General features: G+C 65.8%; 19 protein-coding genes. 10 read left to right on the top strand and 9 right to left on the bottom strand.

The genetic code is table 11. The features are described from left to right. Positions 1-83: 83 nt before the first annotated feature. Positions 84-632, bottom strand: a complete 549-nt coding sequence (locus tag Q319_RS0101655; RefSeq protein WP_029480068.1) for a type I phosphoribosyltransferase — start codon at positions 630-632, stop codon at positions 84-86. 31 nt (positions 633-663) lie between these two features. Continuing rightward, the gene (locus tag Q319_RS0101650) at positions 664-1,200 is read right to left on the bottom strand and encodes a phosphoribosyltransferase family protein (RefSeq protein ID WP_029480066.1); all 537 of its coding nucleotides are present in this window, start codon (positions 1,198-1,200) and stop codon (positions 664-666) included. 259 nt (positions 1,201-1,459) lie between these two features. Here Q319_RS0101650 and Q319_RS0101645 point away from each other — a divergent pair, with 259 nt between their 5' ends. Beyond that, complete coding sequence (locus Q319_RS0101645) at positions 1,460-2,905, top strand: sensor histidine kinase (protein ID WP_051655007.1); 1,446 nt, start codon at positions 1,460-1,462, stop codon at positions 2,903-2,905. A 129-nt stretch (positions 2,906-3,034) separates the two neighbouring features. Here the strand turns inward: Q319_RS0101645 and Q319_RS0101640 are convergent, their stop codons facing one another. After that, positions 3,035-6,094, bottom strand: a complete 3,060-nt coding sequence (locus Q319_RS0101640) for a CheR family methyltransferase (RefSeq protein WP_081845840.1) — start codon at positions 6,092-6,094, stop codon at positions 3,035-3,037. 489 nt (positions 6,095-6,583) lie between these two features. Between Q319_RS0101640 and Q319_RS0101635 the strand changes: the two genes are divergently transcribed. The 5 genes from Q319_RS0101635 (at position 6,584) to sat (ending at position 11,151) form a co-directional block, all read left to right on the top strand. After that, positions 6,584-7,033 carry a DUF4395 domain-containing protein gene (locus tag Q319_RS0101635; RefSeq protein ID WP_029480061.1) on the top strand — a complete coding sequence of 150 codons (450 nt, stop codon included), beginning with the start codon at positions 6,584-6,586 and terminating at the stop codon, positions 7,031-7,033. 34 nt (positions 7,034-7,067) lie between these two features. Continuing rightward, positions 7,068-8,645 (top strand): nitrite/sulfite reductase, encoded by a 1,578-nt coding sequence (locus tag Q319_RS0101630; protein ID WP_029480059.1) that lies wholly within the window; start codon positions 7,068-7,070, stop codon positions 8,643-8,645. Then, entirely contained in the window at positions 8,642-9,196 is a 555-nt protein-coding gene (cysC, locus tag Q319_RS0101625) for an adenylyl-sulfate kinase (protein ID WP_029480057.1), read from the top strand. Before Q319_RS0101630 ends, cysC begins: the two co-directional genes overlap by 4 nt. A gap of 29 nt (positions 9,197-9,225) precedes the next feature. Next, complete coding sequence (locus tag Q319_RS0101620; RefSeq protein ID WP_245618889.1) at positions 9,226-9,912, top strand: phosphoadenylyl-sulfate reductase; 687 nt, start codon at positions 9,226-9,228, stop codon at positions 9,910-9,912. A 78-nt stretch (positions 9,913-9,990) separates the two neighbouring features. Continuing rightward, positions 9,991-11,151 (top strand): sulfate adenylyltransferase, encoded by a 1,161-nt coding sequence (gene sat, locus Q319_RS0101615; protein WP_029480055.1) that lies wholly within the window; start codon positions 9,991-9,993, stop codon positions 11,149-11,151. Between the two features lie 28 nt (positions 11,152-11,179). Here the strand turns inward: sat and Q319_RS0101610 are convergent, their stop codons facing one another. Continuing rightward, positions 11,180-12,316, bottom strand: coding sequence for an alpha/beta hydrolase family protein (locus Q319_RS0101610; RefSeq protein ID WP_029480054.1), 1,137 nt, complete (start codon positions 12,314-12,316; stop codon positions 11,180-11,182). Positions 12,317-12,346: 30 nt separating this feature from the next. On the opposite strand from Q319_RS0101610, the gene Q319_RS0101605 reads away from it, so the two are divergent. Continuing rightward, the gene (locus tag Q319_RS0101605; RefSeq protein WP_245618887.1) at positions 12,347-13,000 is read left to right on the top strand and encodes a hypothetical protein; all 654 of its coding nucleotides are present in this window, start codon (positions 12,347-12,349) and stop codon (positions 12,998-13,000) included. Between the two features lie 70 nt (positions 13,001-13,070). On the opposite strand, the gene Q319_RS0101600 is transcribed toward Q319_RS0101605, so the two are convergent. Genes Q319_RS0101600 through hspR form a run of 3 tightly spaced genes read right to left on the bottom strand, consistent with a single transcriptional unit; the run spans position 13,071 to position 15,044 of the window. Then, positions 13,071-13,910: a metallophosphoesterase gene (locus tag Q319_RS0101600; RefSeq protein WP_029480052.1), complete on the bottom strand. Its 840-nt coding sequence runs from the start codon at positions 13,908-13,910 to the stop codon at positions 13,071-13,073. Then, entirely contained in the window at positions 13,907-14,332 is a 426-nt protein-coding gene (locus Q319_RS0101595) for an NUDIX domain-containing protein (protein ID WP_245618885.1), read from the bottom strand. The genes Q319_RS0101600 and Q319_RS0101595 overlap by 4 nt, the downstream gene beginning before the upstream one ends. 4 nt (positions 14,333-14,336) lie before the next feature. Then, positions 14,337-15,044: a heat shock protein transcriptional repressor HspR, fused homodimer type gene (gene hspR / locus Q319_RS0101590; protein WP_029480050.1), complete on the bottom strand. Its 708-nt coding sequence runs from the start codon at positions 15,042-15,044 to the stop codon at positions 14,337-14,339. A gap of 314 nt (positions 15,045-15,358) precedes the next feature. Between hspR and Q319_RS0101585 the strand changes: the two genes are divergently transcribed. The 3 genes from Q319_RS0101585 to purN all read left to right on the top strand — a co-directional run bounded on the left by Q319_RS0101585 (position 15,359) and on the right by purN (position 18,610). Beyond that, positions 15,359-16,468 (top strand): type II asparaginase, encoded by a 1,110-nt coding sequence (locus Q319_RS0101585; protein WP_029480049.1) that lies wholly within the window; start codon positions 15,359-15,361, stop codon positions 16,466-16,468. Between the two features lie 155 nt (positions 16,469-16,623). Next, positions 16,624-17,982 (top strand): dipeptidase, encoded by a 1,359-nt coding sequence (locus Q319_RS0101580; protein ID WP_029480048.1) that lies wholly within the window; start codon positions 16,624-16,626, stop codon positions 17,980-17,982. 25 nt (positions 17,983-18,007) lie between these two features. Further along, the gene (gene purN / locus Q319_RS0101575) at positions 18,008-18,610 is read left to right on the top strand and encodes a phosphoribosylglycinamide formyltransferase (protein WP_029480047.1); all 603 of its coding nucleotides are present in this window, start codon (positions 18,008-18,010) and stop codon (positions 18,608-18,610) included. Between the two features lie 342 nt (positions 18,611-18,952). Here the strand turns inward: purN and Q319_RS0101570 are convergent, their stop codons facing one another. Further along, positions 18,953-20,524, bottom strand: coding sequence for a DEAD/DEAH box helicase (locus Q319_RS0101570; RefSeq protein WP_029480046.1), 1,572 nt, complete (start codon positions 20,522-20,524; stop codon positions 18,953-18,955). 452 nt (positions 20,525-20,976) lie between these two features. Beyond that, a complete protein-coding gene (locus Q319_RS0101565) occupies positions 20,977-21,558 on the bottom strand; it encodes a Jag family protein (RefSeq protein WP_029480045.1) in 582 nt (193 codons plus the stop codon). Positions 21,559-21,611: the final 53 nt, after the last annotated feature.

Genomic DNA, 21,611 nt, shown 5'->3' with positions numbered 1-21,611 from the left:
GGGTGCGCGGAAAAGGGCGTATGGACGCCAGAAAACGCTGTCCCTTAACTTTTGCTTAGGCTCTGAAGCCTGGAGTCTGGCCCTCAGATATGGGCGGGCAGCTTTTCCAGGTACTTGAAAGGCAGGCTCAGCGCGCTCTCGCCCTGCCGGAAGGCGGCCAGATAACCGCTGACGGTGCCGCCCGAGCGTTCGACGATGCGGGCCAGCGTCTGCGCGGTGCCGCCGCTGGAAATCACGTCCTGCACGATGGCCACCCGTTTGCCCTTCAGGCGGGCGGCGTGGGGGCTGTCCAGCCAGAAGGTCTCGGCCACGCCCAGGGTCATGCTAGGGGCGTCCTGAATGATGGGGTCCTGCATGTACGGGCGGCGCTTTTTACGGACGCACTCGTAGGGCAGGCCGCTCAGGTGGCTCAGCTCGTGGGCCAGCGGCAGGGCGTTGGTCACCACGGTGAGCAGCACCTCGGTGCCAGGGGGGATCATGACCACCATCTCTGTGGCCACCGCCTTGGTAAATTCGCTGTCGCCGATAAATTCCACCAGCGGCACGCGGCCCATGCTGCCCGCCCGCGCGCTGGGCAGGGTGCGGCTCACGCCGCCGATCTCCACCGTGATGTCCTGTCTGGCCTGGGTCATGGCTCCAGCTTAGCCCGCCGGCCCCCGCCCGTCACTCGGATGGAAACAGTGGCAGGTGGCCCAGCGCCGTCACTTCCGCACGCTCCTCGCCCTCGGTGAAGACGGCCAGCACGGCGGCCACCTCGCCGCCCACCTCGTCGATGATCTGGCGCAGCGAGTGCAGGGTGCCGCCGCTGGAGACCACGTCGTCCACGATGGCCACCTTGCGGCCCCGGACCTTGGGCACGTCGAAGCCGTCCAGCACCAGCAGTTGCGGAATGCCGGTGGTGATGCTGACCACCTCGCGCGCCACCGGGTCCACCATGTAGGGCTTCTGGGTCTTGCGGATCACGATGTAGGGCTTGCCCGTCTCGCGGCTGATGACGTGCGCCAGCGACAGGGCCTTGACCTCTGGCGTGACCAGCACGTCGATGTCTGCGGGCAGCAGTTTCGCCAGTTCGATTCCGGCAGCTTCCGTGACCTCGGTGTCGCCCAGCATGTTGAACAGGGCCACGTTGACGCCGGGAGCGACCTCCACGATGGGCAGTTCACGGGTCACGTCCCCGACCTGTACGGTGTGCGTTTTCACGGCTCAGAGTGTAGTGCCCCGGCCTGCCCGGTGGGCCGGGCCGAACCTGATGAGACAACCGAAACCGTTCTTACTCAGCACTGCATCCTGAATTGCTATCCTGCATGGACCGCTCCTCTGGCTGTCCTGGCTGTCCTGGCTGTCCTGGCTGTGACCGTGTAAGGCGTGGCCCTCCACTCCCCTCCCGAAGTCCTGTCACACGCCCATCTCCATGATCCCGGCCCGGTTGACACCCCCACAGCGCAACAGGAGATTTCCCATGCCTTTCGACAAAGGCCAGCCCGGAGCGCCTGAATCCACGCCGTCAGAAGCCACGACGTCAGAAGCCACGCCCGCCACCCTCAGAACGCAGGCCGAGGGGCGGGTGGCCGATTATTTCGCCAACCGCACGCCCCCGCCGGACCCGGAAACGCTGAGCCGCGACTTTCAGCTTCAGCAGCACGAGTTGCAGGTCCATCAGATCGAGCTGTCCCTGCAAATGGAGGAGTTGCAGCGCAGCAATGCTGAGCTAGGGCGGATGCGCGACACCTACCGCGATCTGTACGACCTGACCCCGGTGGGCTATTTCACCCTCAGCAAGGACGGGCGGATTCTGGAGGTCAACCGCGCCGGATGCCAGCTTATGGGGGCCGAGCGCGGCAAGCTGATCCGCCAGCGCTTCTCGGGATACCTGACCGAAGACAGCGGCGTGCCCTTCGCCCTGCTGCTACGCCGGGCTTTCGCTGGCGGTCAATCCGGCGGCCAACCCGGCACTCAGGCCAGCGCTCAGACCGTCCGCGCCGAGTTGACGCTGGCGCTGCCCGGCGGCGGGGAAACCCACATTCAGCTCGACGCGCAGGCCGAGGCAGGCAGCCATCCCCCGTACCTGCGCGCCGCCGTGACCGACATCTCGGCCCTCAAGCGGGCGCAGCAGGACGTGATCATGCTGAATGCAACCCTGGAACAACGCGTCCAGGACCGTACTGCCCGCATCCGTGAGCTGAGCGATGAGCTTGAAACCTTCGTGCAGGCCGTGACGCACAATCTCCAGACCCCGCTGCGGCAGTTCACCGCCCTGGCCGAGTTGCTGCGCCGCCGACTGCCAGACGGCGAGCATCTGCCCCAGCAGGACCATGCTTTGCAGGGCGACGATTCACAAACCTGGCATTACGTTCGGCAGATGCTGGGCAGCGTGGACCGCCTGAACGTACTGGTGAGTGCCCTGGCCGACTATTTCCGCACCGGACAGCAGAGTTCCATCAGCATGAGCGTGAGCCTGGAGCGCGTGCTGGAAGACGTCGAACGGGACCTGCGCCCCCAGCTCCAGGGCCGCGAGGTGGTGTGGCACAAAGACCCGCTGCCCACCGTGACCGGCGATCCCCAGAACCTCAAGGACATCTTTACCGCCCTGCTGGACAATGCCCTGAAATTCAGTGCAGGCCAGGAGAAGAGCGAGATCAGCATTCTGGTCCGTGAGAACGGCAGCGAGTACCTGATCGGCGTGCGCGACAACGGCGTGGGCTTTAGCGCGGCGCAGCAGGGCCGCCTGTTCGGCGTCTTTCAGCGCCTGCACAGCGAGCGCGACTTTTCGGGCCTGGGCATCGGTCTGGCCCGCGTGCGCCGCGCCGCCCTGCGCCAGGGAGGCCGGGTCTGGGCCGAGGGCCAGGAAGGCCAGGGCAGTTGCTTCTGGGTGGCGCTGCCCAGGGACGGACTGCCCGCGCCCTGAGCAGACGGCGGGCGAAGAAGGACGAGGCAAATCCTGAATTGGGGTTGTCTCGTTCAGTCTGTTCTGGGGCCAGGGAGCAGGAGTCTCTCGACTTGATTCAGCCCCCCCTGACCACGGGCCTCGCAGTGCCTACCCGCCGAAGTCCTCGCCCTCTGTGGCGGCGCGGTGCAGCACTTCGGTCACGTCCTCCATCTTGAACAGCGTCAGGGCGTACTGGCCGTCGTGACCGGAGACCGGGTTGGCCTCGGTCTTCATCCTGCGCGCGCCGTGCTGCGGCACGTTCAGATCGATCACGAAGTTGCTCAGGGGCTGCCCGCTGGCGATGACCTCGCCCAGGCGGGCGCGCAGTTCGGGCTGATCGAAGACGCCGTGGGCCAGCGCGTACAGGTCCGCCCCGTTCACCTGCTGGGCACCCATCTGGAGCAGATGGTGCAGGGCGCGGTTGGCCGACACCACCCGTGCGCCCGCGTCCAGCACCAGCAGCGGGTCCTGCATGCTGTTCAGCACGCCCTCGGCGTAGGCCAGCGCGTCCCGCATCTGCCGCTCCATGCCCTTGATCACGTCCACGTTGGTAAAGGCCACCACCACTCCGTCGATGAAGTTGTCAGCGGTGCGGTACGGGCTGATCCTCATCAGATACCACTGGCCGCCGTGGGTCTGCACCTGAATCTCCAGCGTTTCCAGCGTTTCCAGCACCCGGCTGATGTCACGGGTCAGGTTTTCGTAACGCAGATTGGCGCTGATGTCGGTGATGGGACGCCCCAGGTCCACCGTCATCAGGTTGATCACCCGCGTGATGCGCGGCGTGAAGCGCTTGATGGTCAGGTCGTTGCCCAGAAACACGGTGGCGATGCCCGCGCTGTCCAGCAGGTTTTTCATGTCGTTGTTGGCCTGCGCCAGCTCGTAGATCACGCGCTGGTGTTCGGCGTTGATGGTGATCAGTTCCTCGTTCAGCGACTGCAACTCTTCTTTAGAGGTGGTCAGTTCCTCATTGCTGCTCTGCAATTCCTCGTTGCTGGTCTGGAGTTCCTCGTTGGTACTCCTGAGTTCCTCGACGGACACCGCCATGTCCTCGATGTTGGCCTGCAAACTCTCGCGGCTGCGCTGGAGTTCGCGCTCCATCAGGCGCACCTGATCGGTCCTCTCGGGCGGCGGTCCCTCGCTCTCGCCGCCGTGTTCGCGGAACAGCACCAGCAGGTGCGGCTGCGCTCCTGGCAACGGGCGCACGATCAGGTCGATCACCCGCGTCCGGGGGCCAGTCTCCACCCGCAGGTTCGGGCGCACCACCTCGCCGCCCTCGGTCAGCGCCTGCTGCACGGCGGCGGGCAACTCGTAGCGCAGACCGTCGCGCACCATCTCGAAGGCGTTGGTCAGGGTCTTGCCCAGCGGCAGTTCCAGATAATGCCCGGTGGGGCCGTTGACCAGCAGAATCTCGCCGTCCGGGTTGATCACCACCGACGGCGGCGCGTAGTGCGCCAGCAGCGTGGTCTGCGCCTGCTGCATCAGCGCGCCCGGATGGGAAGACTGCTGGGCCGGAAGACGGCTCCAGCCCGTTTCCCGGCGCAGACCGGCCCCGGCCCCGGCCACCGAATGCTCCAGCGTCAGCGGGGCGGGCGGGCCGTCACCGCGCGCGTAGATTTTCCAGCGGGCGTCCAGCGCGTGAAAGGCGTCGCGCTCGGTTCCGGCAGTTTCACTGGCCCCCAGGAACAGCAACCCGCCGGGCCGCAGGGCGTACTGGAACACCGACATGATCTGGGCCTGCAACTCGGCGCTCAGGTAGATCAGCATGTTCCGGCAGCACAGCAGGTCCAGCCGGGTAAACGGCGGATCGCCGTAGGTGTTGTGCTGGGCAAAGACCACCATGTTGCGAATCTCCGGGCGCACCTGATAGCCGCCCTCGTGAAGCTGGAAATAGCGTTCCAGCCGGGCCGGGGACACCACGTAGGAGATGTCGCGCGGGTACAGGCCGTAGCGCGCCCGGTCCAGCGCCTCCTTGTCGATGTCGGTGGCAAAGAGCTGCACCTTGAAGGCCCGCTCACCCGCCAGTTCCTCGCCCAGTTCGTGCAGCACCATCGCCACCGAGTAGGCTTCCTCGCCGGTAGAGCAGCCCGCCACCCACACCCGCATGTTTTCCAGGTCCTGCTTGTGAGTCAGGATGGTGCGCCGCAGTTGCGCCTTCAGCTCATCGAAGGCGTCCACGTCCCGGAAGAAACTGGTCACGTTGATGGTGAAATCGCTGAACAGCCCGTCCACCTCGTCCTTGCTGTCCTGCAAGAGGCGCAGGTAATCCGAGATGTCCTCGGTGCGGTGCGCCTTCATGCGGCGGTCGATGCGCCGGACCAGCGTGCTGCGCTTGTAGCGCGTGAAATCATGCCCGGTCCGCACCCGCACCAGTCGCAGAATCTTTTGCAGCGGGGCGCTGGGCCGCCCGTCCTCGTCCATGAAGTCCTGCGCGTGCAGGCTGCGGCTGCGGGTCACGAAACTGTACAGGCGCGGCGCGAGGTCCTCGGCAGGCAGCACGTCATTGGCCAGCCCCGTGGCCGCCGCGCTGCGGGGCATCGACGGGTACTCGGCAGAGGCCGGGTCCTGCACCAGCGCCAGCCCAAAGCTCTCCTTGATGGCCTGGATGCCGCGCGTGCCGTCGCTGCCCATGCCCGACAGGATCACGCCCACCGCGTTCTCGCCCTGATCACGCGCCAGCGACTCGAAGAAGCTGTCGATCACGCGGCCCTGCGCCAGTTCCAGGTCCTCCAGCAGCAGAGTGCCGTTCATGATCGACAGGCTGTGGCCCGGCGGAATCACGTAGACATGGTCCGGCTGCACGCGCACGCCGTCGCCCACCTGCGCCACCGGCATACTGGTGCAGCGTTGCAGGATCTCGGGCATCAGGCCCCGGTGGCGGGGGTCCAGATGCGGCACCACCACAAAGGCCATGCCGCTGTCCACCGGCAGGCTCAGGAAAAAGCGCTCGTAGCCGTCCAGCGCCCCGGCAGACCCACCGATGCCCACCACCACCAGCGGGCGACCCTGCGGCGCAGCACCTTGCAACAGCGCCCCCAACTGGCGGCTGGCAGGCTGGGCGGAAGGCTGATTTTCGGTGGCCTGCCCGGCACTCTGTTGATTGGCGCTCTGTTGATCGGCGGTCTGTTCATCGTCGGTCTGTGCTTCAGTACTCTGGGAATCGTCCATCACAGGGGTTCTCCGCATACGGAAGGAGGAAGGGAGCAAGGAAGGTGGACCCGGCATGCAGCGGGCAGACCACCTGTCCAGACGAGTCTAGCGCCCTCTGCCTGCCGCACACCGTGCGTCTGGACGGAAACCCCAGGGCTGCTACTCCAGGGCTGCTGGAGGTGGGCATCATCAGCGGGGCGAGGCGGCAATCACCACCCACAAGCTGCCCGCCGCCCGCAGGACCACGAGCGCGAGTCACCGATGAGCCGCCGTCCCAGGGGCGAGGAAACGGCACAGCTTAAGAATTGATCTGGGTTGGGCCTCCGGGGCAGACGACGGCGCAGCGCCCGCCGCAGCTCAGGAGATTGTGCAGCGGGCCAGGGCGACTGTGCAGCGTGCGGGTCCCTGCTGCCCCCGCGCCCACCCAGGCCCATAGGCCTACCCATCTAGTCCACACACCAATAGTTGACTTGTTTTATCATCAATAAAGGTTTACCTTTCTGGTCGATGATTGCCCTCGCCCCTGCCGCCCCTGCCCAAACGGACCTGAGCGCCCTGAAGTTCAACCAGTACGCGGTGATCGGCGTGACGCTGCTAACCCTGATTTCCGGCCTGAGCGCCCTGACGCTGCTGCTGGGCGCGGCCATGTTGCTGGGGGCCGTGCGCCCGGACCTCTCGCCGCTGCGGGCGGCCTACCGAATGTTCGGGCGGCGGCTGGGTTTACAACCCGAAGTCGTCGATGAAGACCCCCGCGCCCACCACTTCGCGCAGGGCGTGGGCGGCGTGTTTCTGCTGGCCTCTGCCCTGGCCATGCTGGCCGGGTGGCCGCTGCTGGGCCTGGGCCTGGGCGTGATGGTCATCGCCCTGGCAGGGCTGAACCTGAGCCAGAAGATCTGTGTGGGCTGCCTGATGTATTTCCAGTACCGCCGCCTGCGCTACGCCGTCCTCAGCCGCTGAATCCCCAATCTTCTCTACCCACCGAGGTCTCCCCATGTCCGACATCGAAACCCTGAAAAAAGAGCTGCCGCCCTTCCAGATCTTCGACCTGATCCCGCAGTACGCCGCCGCCGGAGCGATTGACCCGGAAAAGATCGATCTGCTGAAGTGGGCCGGAGTGTATCCCCAGCGCCCCATCGAGGACGGCTTTCTGATGATGCGCGTCAAGGTGCCCACCGCCGAGCTGAGTGCGGGCGCTCTGCGCGTGGTGGCGGGCATTGCCGAGGACTACGGGCGCGGACTGCTTGACGTGACGGACCGTCAGGCGTTCCAGTTTCACTGGCTGCGGATTCAGGACATTCCGGCGATTCTGGACCGGCTGGATACCGTGGGCCTGCACACGCGCGGAGCCTGCGGCGACACCGTGCGCGCCGTGATCGCCTCGCCGCTGGCCGGGCTGGACGCCCGCGAACGAATTGACGTGCGCCCGCTGGCCCTGGCGATGGAAGGCAGCCTGAGCGGCAACCTCGACTTTGAAGACCTGCCCCGCAAATTCAAGATCAGCATTACCGCCACCCCCGAACTGGAAGGCATCCACCTGATCAACGACATCGGCTTTCTGGCCCATGAGTTTGAGGGCGAGATCGGGTTTGACGTGTGGGTGGGCGGCGGCCTGGGCGCGGTGGCCCACCTTTCAAAGCGCCTGGGCGTGTTCATCCGCCCCGATGAAGTGGTGGAGGTGGGCCGCGCGATTGCCGGGGCCTACCGCGATCACGGCTACCGCCTGAACCGCAAGAAGGCCCGCCTGAAGTACCTGATCAAGGACCTGGGTGTGGAAAAGTTCCGCGAGATCGTGGAAAGCGAGTACCTGGGCCGCCCATTGCGCGACGGCCCCTCTGCCCCGGTGGCCCGCTTCGGCGGCAGCGACGTGCTGGGCGTCAACCCGCAGCACGATGGCCTGAATTACGTGGTGCTGACCACCACCGTCGGGCGCATCAACCCAGAAAAAGCGCTGGCGCTGGCCGATCTGAGTGAACGCTACGGCAAAGGCGTGGTCCGCACCAGCGCCTTCCAGAACATGATGATTCCGCATGTCAAAACCGAGGATGTGGACGCATTGGTGGCCGAGTTGGAGAGGCTGGACCTCGCGCCCAGAGCCACATTGCGCGGGACCACGATTGCCTGCACGGGCACGCAGTTCTGCCGTCTGGCCCACACCGAGACCAAGGCGCGCGTGGCAGGCATGATCGACACGCTGGAGCCGCTGCACAGCGACCTGGACGTGCCATTCGTGATCAACCTGACCGGCTGCTCCAATGCCTGCACGCGCTATCAGGTGGCCGATCTTGGGTTCATGGGAGCGTTGAGAGGTGAAGAAGAGGTTTACAACGTTCACCTCGCGGGCAGCATCGGGCAGGCGCAGCGGACGGGAGCCAAGCTCAAGGGGATCGTTCCCGCCGTCCGTCTGACCGAGTACACCGATAAGGTGTTGACTGATTTCAAGGCCAACAAGTCCGAGGGCGAGAGCTTCGTGGAGTATGCAGACCGCCGGGGCAACGAACACTTCCTGCCGGATACCGTATTGGCCGAACAGAACGCCGGATTGAATGAGCGCGAACTGGTGGGCGCATGACCGCCACGCTGGAGCGCACGCTCTACGCTGAAGAAGTGAAGACGGGGCGCGTGGTCTGGTTCACTGGCCTCAGCGGGGCGGGAAAAAGTACGCTGGCCGCCGCGCTGCACGCCGAACTGGAGGCACGCGGGGTGGCGGTGGAACTGCTAGACGGCGACGCCGTGCGCGAAAACCTGAGCAAGGGCCTGGGCTTCTCGCGCCAGGACCGCGATACCAATGTTCGGCGCATCGCGTTCGTGGCGGGCCTGCTGGCAAAACACGGCGTGACCGTGCTGGTCAGCGCCATCAGCCCCTACGCCGACACCCGCCGCGAGGTGCTGGCCGAGTTGCCCAACACGCTGGAAGTCTTCGTGGACGCGCCGCTGGAAGTGGTCACGGCGCGGGATGTAAAGGGGCTGTACCTGAAAGCCATCGCGGGCGAGATTCAGCACTTCACCGGGGTCAGCGATCCCTACGAAGCCCCGCAGACGCCAGATTTGCACCTGAAAACCGATGAGATCAGCGTGGATGAAGGGCTGCGGAGGCTGTTGCAGGCGTTGGGGGAAGGATGACAGCGGGGGTGAGCAGGTTCGCAGCCGCATTGCCCCTTCTGCCAGACTCTCCCACAAGTGGGAAGACGTCAGAAACCCTCGCCCTGATCGACTGGGCCATCACCAGCCACCCCGACGTGCTGATGCCCAGCGCCTTTAATCTGAATGGCGTGGTGCTGATTGATCTGGCGGTGCGGGCGGGTTACCGGGGGCAGGTGGTGTTCGTGGACACGGGCTACCACTTTCCCGAAACGCTCCAGACCCGTGACCGACTGGCGGCGCGGTACTCCGAACTGGAATTTGTGACGCTGAACGCGGGCGCATCCCCGCAAGACGGACGCACGCCGCCAGAACTGTACGCGGCCAACCCCGACGCCTGCTGCGCGGCCCGCAAGGTTGCGCCGCTTCAGGAGTATCTGCGCCGCCGCAACCCCTCCGCCCTGCTGAATGCCCGCAGCCGCGATCAGGCCGCCACCCGCGCCGACATTCCGTTTGTGGAGACAGGCGGCGCAAGAATCAAGATCAACCCGCTGGCCGAATGGACCCGCGCTGATCTGGAAGCCTATGCCGCCGAACACGATCTTCCTGTCAACCCGCTGTACGCCGACGGTTTCCTCTCGGTGGGCTGCTGGCCCTGCACCCGCGCCGTGCGCCCCGGCGAGGACGCCCGCGCTGGACGCTGGGCCGGGCAAGGCAAGACCGAATGCGGGCTGTGGACTGGCGACGGCAAGCTCTGATCTCTTTTTTTCGGCCAATAGTTGACTCTTTTCATCCACTGCTGCCATCCATTTCACGATCTACCCAGGAGAAACCCCATGCCCACCCTGCCCCATCCCGTTACTGGTCTGCCCACGCCGCTGGGCGGTACGCTGGTCCATCAGGTGAACCGCGTATCCGAGGCTGAACTCAGGGGCCTGCCCCGTCTGGAACTGTCCGAGCGCAGCGCCGCCGATCTGGAATTGCTGGCGACGGGCGCGTACTCGCCGCTGACGGGCTTTCTAGGCGAGGCCGATTATCTGAACGTGGTGGAGCATCTGCGTTTGGCAGACGGCACGCCCTGGAGCCTGCCCATCACGCTGCCTGTCTCACGGCTGGAAGCCCGTGACCTGCGGGGCCGCGTGGTCCTGACCCGTGGCGGGACGGCGGTGGGCCTGATCGACGTGCAGGAGCAGTTCGAGGCCCGCAAGCAGTGGGAGGCCCGCGAGGTCTACCGCACCGAGGAGGCCGCCCATCCCGGCGTGGCGGCGCTGTACGCGCAGGGCGAGATCAATCTGGCCGGACCCGTCACGCTGTTTGAAGTGCCGCGCGGCGCGTTTCCCCAGCACCACCGCACGCCTGCCGAGGTCCGCGAGGTTATTGAGGCGCGGGGCTGGCGTACCACGGTGGCTTTCCAGACCCGCAACCCCATTCACCGGGCGCACGAATACCTGCATAAGGTGGCGCTGGAACTGGTGGACGGCCTGCTGCTGCACCCGCTGGTGGGCACCACCAAGAACGACGACGTGCCCGCCGACGTGCGCGTGGAAGCTTACGAGGTCCTGCTGGACCGCTACTACCCGCAGGCCCGCACCCTGCTGAGCGTTTATCCCGCCGCCATGCGTTACGCCGGGCCGCGTGAGGCGATTGTTCACGCGCTCTCGAGGCGCAACTACGGGGCCACCCATTTCATCGTGGGCCGCGATCACGCAGGGGTGGGCAGTTACTACGGTACCTACGACGCGCAGGACATCTTCAGCGCCTATTCCGCCGAGGAACTGGGTATCCGCATCCTGAAGTTTGAACACACCTTCTATTGCCAGTCCTGCGCCCAACTGGTCAGCCCCCGCACCTGCCCACATGATGCCGCGCATCACCTCGTTTTAAGTGGCACGAAGGTCCGCGAGAAGCTGCGTGCGGGCGAGAACCTGCCGCCCGAATTCACCCGCCCGGAAGTGGCGGAAGTGTTGCGGCGGGCGTATCAGGGGTCCGGGGACTGAACCATTCACCGGAATCCGTATGAACTGCTCAGCGTGCCCTTGCCCGCAGCCACGCCGCCATGTCGTTCATCGGCCCGCGCGCCATCGGGGCAAAGTTGTCCAGCGTGAGGTCCTTCGCCGGACCGAGGCTGTGGCCCAGGCCGGGATACAGCTTGAGGGTGTGGTCGGCGTTGCCAGCGGCGGTTAGGGCCGTATGCAACTGGCTCGCGTCGGCTGGATCGATGTTGCCGTCGTTCTCGCCCTGCAAGATCAGCACCGGCAGTTTGAGCCTGGGGGCCAGTTCGCCCAGCGTGGGCAACGTCGTGGCGGGCGCATATAGCGGCGACTGGGCTACGCTCTGGGCATAGAACGCCCGGACCATCGGCAACGCTTCGGCACGCAGATCGATCCTGCCGTCGCCGTTGGTGTCCAGCACGGCGGCAAGTTTAGGCACATCCGGGGCGCTGTCGCGGGCCAGCAGGAATTGCCCCTGCGTTCTCGCCAGGGCCGAGCCGGGGCCGTAGAGCGAGGCCACCACACCCTTCAGATCGATCTTGCCATCCGGGGCATAGGGTTTCAGGTAGGCCAGTCCCACCCGCTCGAACTGGTGGGTAAAGGCATCGGCGAAGGAATTTACCACCGGCCCCTGCACGATCAGGCCCTGCGCGCCCACCGCCTGCGCCAGCGACGCCGCCACCACACTGCCCTCGCTCCAGCCGTAGATGAAGACCTGTTTCGCGTCAATGCCCGGCTGCTTTTTCGCCGTCTCCAGCGCCGTCCCCGCGTCGGCCAGCAGGTCTTTCATGGTCAGTTTCGCGTAACTTTCCTGCGCGGCCTGTGCGGTGGCAGGATCGAAGGTGGCCGCCGCGTAACGTTTATCGAACCGCATCACCGCGAAGCCCTGCCGGGCCAGCGTCTGCGCCAGCGTCCCCAGCGATCCCTGAACCCGACCACCATAAGTCTGGAAGCTGCCGTTCAGGTCCTCGGGGCCAGTGCCCTGCACGAGCAGCATCAGCGGAGCAGGCCTGCCGTCAGCGGGCCGCAGCAACTCGGCGTGGGTGGCCTGACCCCCAAAGTCGAGGGTCAACGCCTGGGTGACCGGGCCGGGTTCGTTTCCCCCAGCAAGAGCGGAACCCGGCATGACGGCAGGGAGGCTCAGGACAGCCAGCAGCAGCAGACGTTTCATGCCTCCAGGCTAGGAGCTAGGCTGCTTGCCATGAAAGCCTCTGGGGGAAGCAGCCCGCCGTACACCCTGATCACGGAGCGGCGGCAGGCAGAGGTGGTCACCAGCCGCGACGAGTTGCGCCGCCTCGCACCGTTCATGGGCCACGAAGCGTGCGTGTCGGAAGCCGCGCGTAGGCTGGGCCTGGGAATCACGGCCACCTACAAGCTCGTCGCGCGCTTCGTGGCGCTGGGCCTCCTGGAAGAAACCCGGCAGCAGCGGCGGGCGGGCCGGGCAATCCGGTATTACCGCGCCCCCGCGACATTCTTCGTGCCGTTCCATGTGCTGGGACTGGAGGAGATCGGTGAGCGCAACCGCCTGACGCAACTGCACCGTTTCGAGCGCAGCTTCGCGGCCTCGGTGCGGCACGGCTTCGCCCCGGACTGGGGGGCACTCACCGGAGCGCTGCCCTCGGGTGAGACGTACTACGAGATCGCCTCGCCGGACGGGCAGATCTGGGACCCGCTGGCAGACGACGCCACGCTGATCCTCTCCGGCTGGAACCTGATCCGCGCCACGCCGCAGGAGGCGCGCACCCTCCAGCGCGGCCTGATGGCCCTGATCACGCCGTACCTGAACCGGGAAGGCGGCGAACAGTATCTGCTGGGGACTTTCCTGTGCCGCGATCATGCGGACCACCAGACGTAGAGGCCCCATCCTCTGCTCAGCAGTCGGCCCGGACAGTCCGGCCTGCACCGGAGTCCGCTCCAGTACGGCCTCAGTACGGCGGGTTCCCACCCGGGTTCGAGATCACCTCGGCGATTCCCCCATCGTCCAGCCGGGCGATGAATCCGGCGTCGTCGCGGTAGGCCATGCCGCTGTCCATCGCCACACACAACTTGCCCGCGTAGGGAATAGGCGCACCTGCCCCCAGCGTCGGGCCGTGCAGGTACTCGTCGAGCAGCACGTAAACCGGGGTATGACCATGCGCCAGATGGTCCCCGCCGAAGGTTTTCAGCATCCGGCGGGCCGCCTTCTCGCCGCCGCCCAGCGCGAAGGCGAAACGGTCTGCAAAGGTATTCAGAAACGCGCCCCAGGCGTCGGTGTCACGCCCCAGCAGCAGCGCGCGGACATGATCGTTGACAGCCCCGACGCTCTCGCCCAGGCGCAGGTACATCGGGCTGTCGGCGTGGACCAGCAGCCAGGAATCGATCCGGGCCACCGCAGGCCGGGCCTCCAGCCACGCCAGATCGCCGGGGTCCAGCAGCGTCAGGTCGCGCTCCTGACCGCCGTTGTTCTGCCAGTACTCGTGGAAACCCAGCGCGTCTTTGGGATCGCTGCGGCGAAACAGCAGCGCCGCCATGAACATGACCTCGTGGTTGCCCAGCAGCGCCGTCACCGCGCCCCCGAATTCGGCGGCCTGCACTTCCAGGCTGCGGATCAGGCGGATGACCTCGATGCCCTTTGGCCCCCGGTCCACGTAATCCCCAAGGAAGACCAGATGCGCGTCCCCCGCCGTCCAGCCGCCATCGAAGTCGATCAGTCCCGCGCGCAGCAGCATGGCCCGCAACTTGCCATATGCGCCGTGAACGTCCCCGATGACCCACAGTTCCCTCAAGGCGTGGCCCCAGGGCGGGCGCGCAGGGCGGCAAAATACGCGGCGGTGGCGGAGGAAACGTCTGTCGGCAATCCAGCCAGCGGCCACCAGCGCGCCTCTGCGGCGTCGTCTCCTGGCGTGAGAGTCCCGGTGAAATCGCGGGCAAGATAAACCGCTGTCACCCAATCCACCACGTTGCCGTCTGGGTAGGTGTGCCGGTGAGCTGAACCGCTGAACACATCTAGGAGTGTAACGTCTGGGGCTTCCAATCCCGTCTCTTCTTTCAATTCCCGCCGCGCCGCGTCACCCACGCTCTCGCCCACCTCCACAGCGCCGCCGGGGATGTCCCACAGGCCATTGTCGTGGCGGCGAATCAGCAGCACCTGAGTGCCCCGAACGACGGCGATGCCCGCCCCCTTATTCTGAAGCGGAGCCGTGGACACGCGCCTACTGGCCTTCGTCTGCCCCATCCTCCGGCGAGGGCAGGGTCCGCAGCTTGGTCATGCGCTCGCTCAGATCGTCCTGGATGCGGCGCACGTTGCCCTCCAGATTCGAGCGTGCGCCGTCCAGTTCGTGGCGCAGGCGCATGATTTCCTCGACGCCAGCCAGGTTGACGCCCAGTTCCTGCGTCAGCCGCCGGATCTCGCGCAGATGTTCGATGTCGCGCTCGGAGTACAGGCGCGTTTTGCCACTGCTGCGGCCTGGGCTGATCAGTTGCTTGCGCTCGTACAGGCGCAGGGTTTGCGGGTGCATGTCCACCAGTTCGGCAGCGATGGAGATGACATACACCGGGCGGTCCCGGGGATCGGTGCGCCCCCCCTCGCTGCTGGGCAGGGCGAGGGCACGGTCCCGCAACTCGTCCTCGATGCGCGTGATCTCGGCCTCGAACTCGCCCTGAAGATCATCCAGCTCATGCTGAAGGCGCATCACTTCCTCGACACCCGCCAGATTGACGCCCAGTTCCTGCGTCAGCCGCCGGATCTCGCGCAGATGCTCGATGTCGCGCTCGGAATACAGGCGGGTTTTTCCAGTGCTGCGGCCCGGACGGATCAGGCCCTTGCGCTCATACAGGCGCAGCGTCTGCGGGTGCATGTCCACCAGTTCCGCCGCCACCGAGATCACATACACCGGGCGATGTTTAGAGTCTGAGGCCATAACGTAGCCTGAGTATACCCGAAGCAACCTTGATGAGAATGCAGTGCAGGGCGGAGCGCGAGGGCGCTGCCCCGGCATCCGCGCCGTTGCACAGCCTGTATAGGTTTCCTGGCCTCGAGTCCATAGGCTCTCGAATTGATCGGCTATGATTTCTCCAGTTCTGCATTTTGTAAAATTTTCTTTTAACAAAATGTAGAAAGAAGTCTTCTTTCAGTTTTTGAATGAGGAACTATCAGCAATCTGTTTTATTATTTCTTTCCGTCCACCTTTACCCTCATCAGTTCCACCTCATCGCCACCACTTCAAGGAGTGCCATGACCCGTTCCAGCCACACCCTGCTCTGTACCGCCGCCCTGCTGCTGACCGCTCCCTTCTCGGCGCTGGCGCAGACGGCACCCGCGACGCCAGCGGCCCCGACTGCCGCGCCCGCACCCAAGCCGAATCTGCCCAATGTCGTGATTCTGGCGACGGGGGGCACCATCGCGTCCTCGGCGGCTTCTAACACGCAGGTGGTCAACTACTCGCTGAGCCAGACCGTCAACAACCTGATCAACGCCGTGCCAGCGGTCAACTACGTGGCGAACGTGACGGGCGAGCAGATCGCCAATACCGGCAGCCAGGACATGAACCCGGAGATTTTGCTGACGCTGGCCAAACGCATCAACGTGCTGCTGGCCTCGCCGGACGTCAGCGGCGTGATCGTGACCCACGGGACCGACACCATGGAGGAAACCGCCTATTTCCTGAATCTGGTGGTCAGGAGCGACAAGCCGGTGGTCGTCGTGGGCGCGATGCGTCCGTCCTCGGCCCTCAGCGCCGACGGCCCGTTCAACCTCTACGAGTCGGTGCAACTGGCCGCCGATCCCAACGCCAGGGGCAAGGGCGTGATGATGCTGCTCAATGACCGCATCGGCGCGGCGCGCTTCATCACCAAGACCAACACCACCGTGCTGGACGCCTTCAAGTCGGCAGAGCAGGGGTATCTGGGGGCCTTTGTCGGGGGCAAGGCGTATTTCTACAACCAGCCCGCCCGCGTGCATACCAAGGATTCCGAGTTCGACGTGACCAACCTGACCAGCCTGCCCCCGGTGGAAATCGTGTACGGCTACCAGAGCAACGGCGGCACGATGTACGACGCCGCTGTTGCTGCTGGGGCCAAGGGAATCGTCGTGGCCGCGACGGGCAACGGCACCATCACGACAGCTTCCAAGGCCAGCGTCGCCAGCGCTGTCGCCAAGGGCGTGGTCATCGCGCGTTCCACCCGGACGGGCAGCGGAACAGTGACCCCAAAACCGGATGACGTCAAGGAGGGATATGTGTCCGCCGATTCGCTGAACCCGCAGAAAGCCAGAATCCTGCTGATGCTGGCGCTGACCAAGACGTCGGACCTGAACAAGATTCAGGACTACTTCAACCGCTACTGAGCGGCGGCGGCTGAGCGGCGAACACGTTTGTAGTCAGCCCACCTTTATCCCAGTTTTATTCCAGGCTCTCCAGCGCTGCCTTCACTGGCACTGGAGAGCTTTGCGCGGGCGCGGCCCCATTCACCCCACACACCCTCAGCCTCTATCATCCCCCCATGACCCAAACGGACCTCGCAAACGCCCTGAACCGTGAAAACGCCAACGCCGAACTGTTTGAGCTGCTGCGGATTCCCAGCGTCAGCGCAGACCCCAGCCACAAAGCGGACATGACCAGGGCCGCCGAATTTCTGCGCGCCAAACTGGAATCGCTGGGCTTCACGGCGCGGGTGGACGAGACGGGCGGGCATCCCGCCGTGTACGCCGAACACCTGAAAGCTCAAGGTCAGCCCACGGTGCTGCTGTACGGCCACTATGACGTGCAGCCCGAAGCCCCGATTGAGGAGTGGACGACGCCCCCCTTTGAACCCACCGTGCGCGACGGGCGCATCTACGCGCGGGGCAGCACCGACGACAAGGGCCAGATGTACGCCCACATTCGCGGCGTGGAACTGCTGCTGTCTCAGGGCGAGTTGCCCATCAACGTCAAGTTCTTCATCGAGGGGGAGGAGGAGATCGGCAGCCCCAGCATCGTGCCGTACCTGAAGGCGCACGCGGACGAGCTGAAAAGCGATGTCATCGTCATCAGCGACGGCAGCCGCTTTGCCCCCGACGTGCCCACCATCACCTACGGCGTGCGCGGCCTGAGCTACGTGGAAATCCACGTTCAGGGCGCAAACCGGGACCTGCACAGCGGCAGCTACGGCGGGGCCGCCCCCAACCCGATCAACGCCCTCTGCGAGATCATCGCCAAGCTGAAGGATGACAAGGGCCGCGTGACCATTCCCGGTTTCTACGACAACATTGACCCCCTGACCGACGAGGAACGCGAGATGTGGGCCTCTCTGCCGCAGGACGACGGCGAATTTGCCAACAGCATCGGCGTGTCCGCGCTGCCCGGCGAGGAAGGCTTCAGCGTGCTGGAACGCCTGTGGGGCCGCCCGACGCTGGATGTGAACGGCATCTGGGGCGGCTATCAGGGCGAGGGCAGCAAAACCGTGATCGCGGCGAAGGCCGGGGCGAAGGTTTCCATGCGTCTGGTGCCCGGTCAAGACCCGGTTCGCATCACCAAGCTGATTCAGGACTACGTGCCGCAGATTGCCCCGGAAGGCGTGACCGTGAAGGTGATTGACCATCACGGCGGCCAGCCCATCAAGTTTGATACCTCCAGCGACTATGTGAAGGCGGCAGACCGCGCCCTCCAGCGCGTGTACGGCAAGCCCGCCGTGTTTGCCCGCACCGGGGGCAGCATTCCCATCGTGGCCTACTTCGCCGAGATTCTGAAAAGCCCGGTGCTGTTCGTGGACATGGGCCTGAACGAGGACGCCCCCCACAGCCCCAACGAGAGCTTTGCCGTGCAGGATTACCACAACGGCATTCTGACCAGCGCCTATCTGATTCAGGAACTGGGCAAGTGAGCGGAAGGCGGGAAGCAGGTTGCCCATGAAGCTCGCCTTTCTCGCCTCCCACGGCGGCAGCGCGGCACGGCACCTGACGACAGCGTGCCGGGATGGGGGACTGGACGCCACGCCCGTCGCCCTGATCAGCAACAACAGCCGTTCTCCCGCGCTGGAGTGGGCGCGGGAGGAAGGGTTGAAGACGGCCCACCTGAGCGGTGCGAAATACCCGGACCCGGATGAACTGGACGCCGCCATCCTCAAAGTTCTGCGGGAATCGGGAGCCGACCTGCTGATCCTCAGCGGCTACATGCGCGAGCTGGGGCCGCGCGTGCTGAACGCTTACGCCGGGCGCGTGCTGAACATCCATCCCAGCCTGCTGCCCCGGCACGGCGGGCGCGGCATGTACGGGGACCGGGTGCATCTGGCCGTGCTGGAAGCGGGCGACACCCGGTCCGGCGCGACGGTGCATCTGGTCACGGCAGGCATCGACGAGGGGCCGCGTCTGGCACAGCAGGAAGTGCCCGTGCGTCCCGGCGACACCCTGGAAAAATTAAAGGCCCGCGTACAGGCCATCGAAAGCGAGCTGATGCTGCGGGCCGTACGGGAACTGGTGGCGGAGCTGAAGCCGAAGGAGGCGAGAACGTAGAGCCAGCCAACTCCGATTGAGCAGGGCACCAGCCACCAGAAAAACCCCACCGAAACAGCAACCGAAGGCCGTCGGGCGCGTAGCGCACGGGCCGCATTCAGCGTGACGGAGCCGGGCATCAGACCCGGATACCGCCGCTTTCTCCCGCCCACAAAATCCGAGAACTCGTGCCTAGCGCAGCGCTGCTCCCCCTGCCCCCCTGGGGTAGGGGGCTGGGGGGTGGGGCTGCCCGAATAACGTTGCGGACCAAAACCCCCCACGATCCAGAAGGCCACCCGACAGGCCACCGCCAAAGAAGAAGGACGGGCCAACCCTCACGCCCGTCCTTCTTCTCTTTGCTGGTTAGCTCCGCCCGCGTCCGCCCCGGCCCCGCGCAGGCTGCGGCCCCACACGTCCCGCACCCGTGCCAGCGCCGCCAGATTCCGAGCGCCGCTGGCCCGAAGGCTGGGCGGCACGTCCACCGCTGCTCTGGCCCCGGTCCGAATGGCCAGTCTGTCCACGGCCCTGGGACTGGCCACGAGGCTGGCCGCCGCCCTGACCGCCCCGGCCCTGACCGCCACCCTGACCCTGGCTTCGGCCACGTCCGCCGCCGCTCTCACCGGGCATCAGGCCGTTGCCGGAGCCGCGCCCCTGCTTTTCCTGAATGTTGCGGTCCACCTGAGATTCCTGATTGGTCAACGGCGGGTGCAGCGCGGGCGGCAGGTTGCGGCGCACGGTCTGCCACAGGCCACGCTGTTCGGGAATCAGCAGCACCAGATTGACGCCGGGACGGCCCGCGCGGGCGGTCCGGCCCGAACGGTGAACGTGGTCCTCGGCGGTCTGGGCCACGTCCATGTGGATCACCAGACGCACCTCGGGCAGATCGATGCCGCGCCCGGCGATGTCGGTGGCCACCAGCACGCGGGATTTGCCCTCGCGCAGCAGGTCCATCGTGCGTTCGCGCTTCTTCTGGTCCATGTTGCCCTGGAGCGGGCTGACGATCTCGCCGGGCATCATCTGTTCCAGGCGTTCGGCACGGCGTTTGACCAGGGATTTGGTGCGGCTGAAGATGACCACGCAGCCGCCCGGCTCCCGCAGCGCCTCGCGGGCCTGCTCAGCGGCCACGTCCATCACGTCGTCGCGGGTGGTGTGGACCAGCAGGTGGGTGGCCCCCGTCGCGCCGCCCAGGATGTCGTCTTGGTTGGAGTTCTCGGCGCGGGCAGCGGGGGCGATGTCGATACGCTCCGGGTTGACCATGAACTGCTGCGCCACGCCCCGGATCTCGGCGGGGAAGGTGGCCGAGGCCATCGCGATCTGGATCTTCTGCCCGGTCTGCGCCTGACTCTGGGTCTGCGCCGAACGCAGGATCTCGCCCACGTCCTTCAGAAAGCCCAGCGACAGCAACTCGTCGGCCTCGTCCAGCACCACGTAACGCAGGCCAGCAAGGTTCAGTTCGCGGCGGCTGATCAGATCTTTCAGGCGGCCCGGCGTGCCGGAGATCAGGCCCTTGCCCGTGGCTTCGCTGCGGGTCTGCCCCGGCGTGATGCCCCCGGTGATGCGCCCGGCAGTCATGCCCAGCTCACGGGCCACATCGCGGATCTGCACGGCCAGCTCACGCGTGGGCGTGACCACCAGCACTTCCGGGCGCATCCCACGCACAGGGTTCATGCCGATACCGCGCGCGGCAGCAGGGATCAGAAAGGCCAGCGTCTTGCCGCTGCCGGTTCTGGCCGTGGTGATCACGTCGCGTCCGCTCAGCAGCGCGGGAATGGCCCCGGCCTGCACCGGGGTGGGCGTGTCATGGCTCAGCATCTTGCGCCAGTCGGCGGTCTGCGCGGCAGCTTGTGGCTGGTTCTGGTTGTACTGAGGCTGATTGTGCTGGGTCTGGGCGTCGTTTTGCGGGCGGGGACGGTCTACTGTGCGGGTTCGGGTCATGGGTGTCCTATGGATGCGTCCACAAGGGAGCGCGCCGGAAGTCGGCTGAAGAGAAACGTCAGAGAAATAAAGCTGAAGGGCCGCGTCAGACTGCGGGAAACCGGGTCACGGCAAACAGTCCGGGCACCTGGGGCAGAGGCACCTGCGGGGGCTTTGAATGGTTCCGGGCCGCCCGCGTTCACCCCCACTATGCCGCATTGGCGTGAGGACAACACGAACCCAACTCACGGGTCGCCGCGACAGCAGTGTCACGGAGGTGGGGACGGATCGCCAATCAATCTCGTCTCCAGCCGTCTTCAGCAGGGGTCAGAGGGCACAACGGACCGTCCCCGCCAGCCGCCACCCTTTCTTTCAAGGGGAGATGACCACAGGGACGGACTTGCAAAGCTGCGAATCAGGAACAGGGCGAACTGGCCTGGTCTGCCCAGAAGACAGGCTTCCCGCTGCCCCCGCTAGCTGTGCCGGGGCTTGATCACCAGTCGGCGGGACGCGCCCTCGCCCACGCTCTCGCTCATCACGTCGGGGTGTTCCTTGAGGGCAATGTGGATCACGCGGCGTTCGGCGGCGGGCATGGGCTGAAGCTCGTGGGGTTCGCCGCTCTTGGCAACGCCGATGGCGAGGCGCTCGGCCAGCTTGGACAGAGTATCGGCCTGCCGTTTGCGAAAGCCCCCGATGTCCACGCGCACGCGGGTGTCTCCCCGGCCCTCCTGCTTGGACAGCACCGTGTAGGCGATGACCTCGATGGCCCCCAGCGTGCGCCCGTCACGTCCGGCCAGACGGGCTGCATTCTCACCGCTGATCTCGGCCTCCAGGGCGTCGTCGACCTCACGCACGGTCACGCTCAGCTCGGGATCGATACGCGCGATCAATCCGCGCAAGAAGCGTTCCAGCACGTCTCTGGCGTCGGTAGAGGCGGCCTCCAGGGCGGGCGCGGAATCAGAGGCATCGGGCATGGGCGGCGGCGTGACGCTCTCGTCCGCCTCGCTGATGCCCAGCTCCGCGAGGTAATCGTCGAGATTCGTGCGGTTGTCCATGCCCCGCAGTCTACCCTGCGCCTCTCACCGGTTTCCCACATGGCCCCGGAAGG

This window comes from Deinococcus marmoris DSM 12784 (assembly GCF_000701405.1).
Classification (GTDB): Bacteria; Deinococcota; Deinococci; order Deinococcales; family Deinococcaceae; genus Deinococcus; species Deinococcus marmoris.
The sequence above is the reverse complement of the archived record's forward strand: the minus strand, read 5'-3'. Positions and strand labels throughout refer to the sequence as shown.

Coding starts and splice junctions, on each gene's coding strand:
- Q319_RS0101605 (WP_245618887.1), top strand. CDS start 12,347: ATGAAAGCCTCTGGGGGAAGCAGCCCGCCGTACACCCTGATCACGGAG.
- hspR (WP_029480050.1), bottom strand. CDS start 15,044: ATGGCCTCAGACTCTAAACATCGCCCGGTGTATGTGATCTCGGTGGCG.
- Q319_RS0101585 (WP_029480049.1), top strand. CDS start 15,359: ATGACCCGTTCCAGCCACACCCTGCTCTGTACCGCCGCCCTGCTGCTG.
- Q319_RS0101655 (WP_029480068.1), bottom strand. CDS start 632: ATGACCCAGGCCAGACAGGACATCACGGTGGAGATCGGCGGCGTGAGC.
- cysC (WP_029480057.1), top strand. CDS start 8,642: ATGACCGCCACGCTGGAGCGCACGCTCTACGCTGAAGAAGTGAAGACG.
- Q319_RS0101610 (WP_029480054.1), bottom strand. CDS start 12,316: ATGAAACGTCTGCTGCTGCTGGCTGTCCTGAGCCTCCCTGCCGTCATG.
- Q319_RS0101635 (WP_029480061.1), top strand. CDS start 6,584: ATGATTGCCCTCGCCCCTGCCGCCCCTGCCCAAACGGACCTGAGCGCC.
- Q319_RS0101640 (WP_081845840.1), bottom strand. CDS start 6,094: ATGGACGATTCCCAGAGTACTGAAGCACAGACCGACGATGAACAGACC.
- Q319_RS0101580 (WP_029480048.1), top strand. CDS start 16,624: ATGACCCAAACGGACCTCGCAAACGCCCTGAACCGTGAAAACGCCAAC.
- sat (WP_029480055.1), top strand. CDS start 9,991: ATGCCCACCCTGCCCCATCCCGTTACTGGTCTGCCCACGCCGCTGGGC.
- Q319_RS0101630 (WP_029480059.1), top strand. CDS start 7,068: ATGTCCGACATCGAAACCCTGAAAAAAGAGCTGCCGCCCTTCCAGATC.
- Q319_RS0101570 (WP_029480046.1), bottom strand. CDS start 20,524: ATGACCCGAACCCGCACAGTAGACCGTCCCCGCCCGCAAAACGACGCC.
- Q319_RS0101565 (WP_029480045.1), bottom strand. CDS start 21,558: ATGGACAACCGCACGAATCTCGACGATTACCTCGCGGAGCTGGGCATC.
- Q319_RS0101645 (WP_051655007.1), top strand. CDS start 1,460: ATGCCTTTCGACAAAGGCCAGCCCGGAGCGCCTGAATCCACGCCGTCA.
- purN (WP_029480047.1), top strand. CDS start 18,008: ATGAAGCTCGCCTTTCTCGCCTCCCACGGCGGCAGCGCGGCACGGCAC.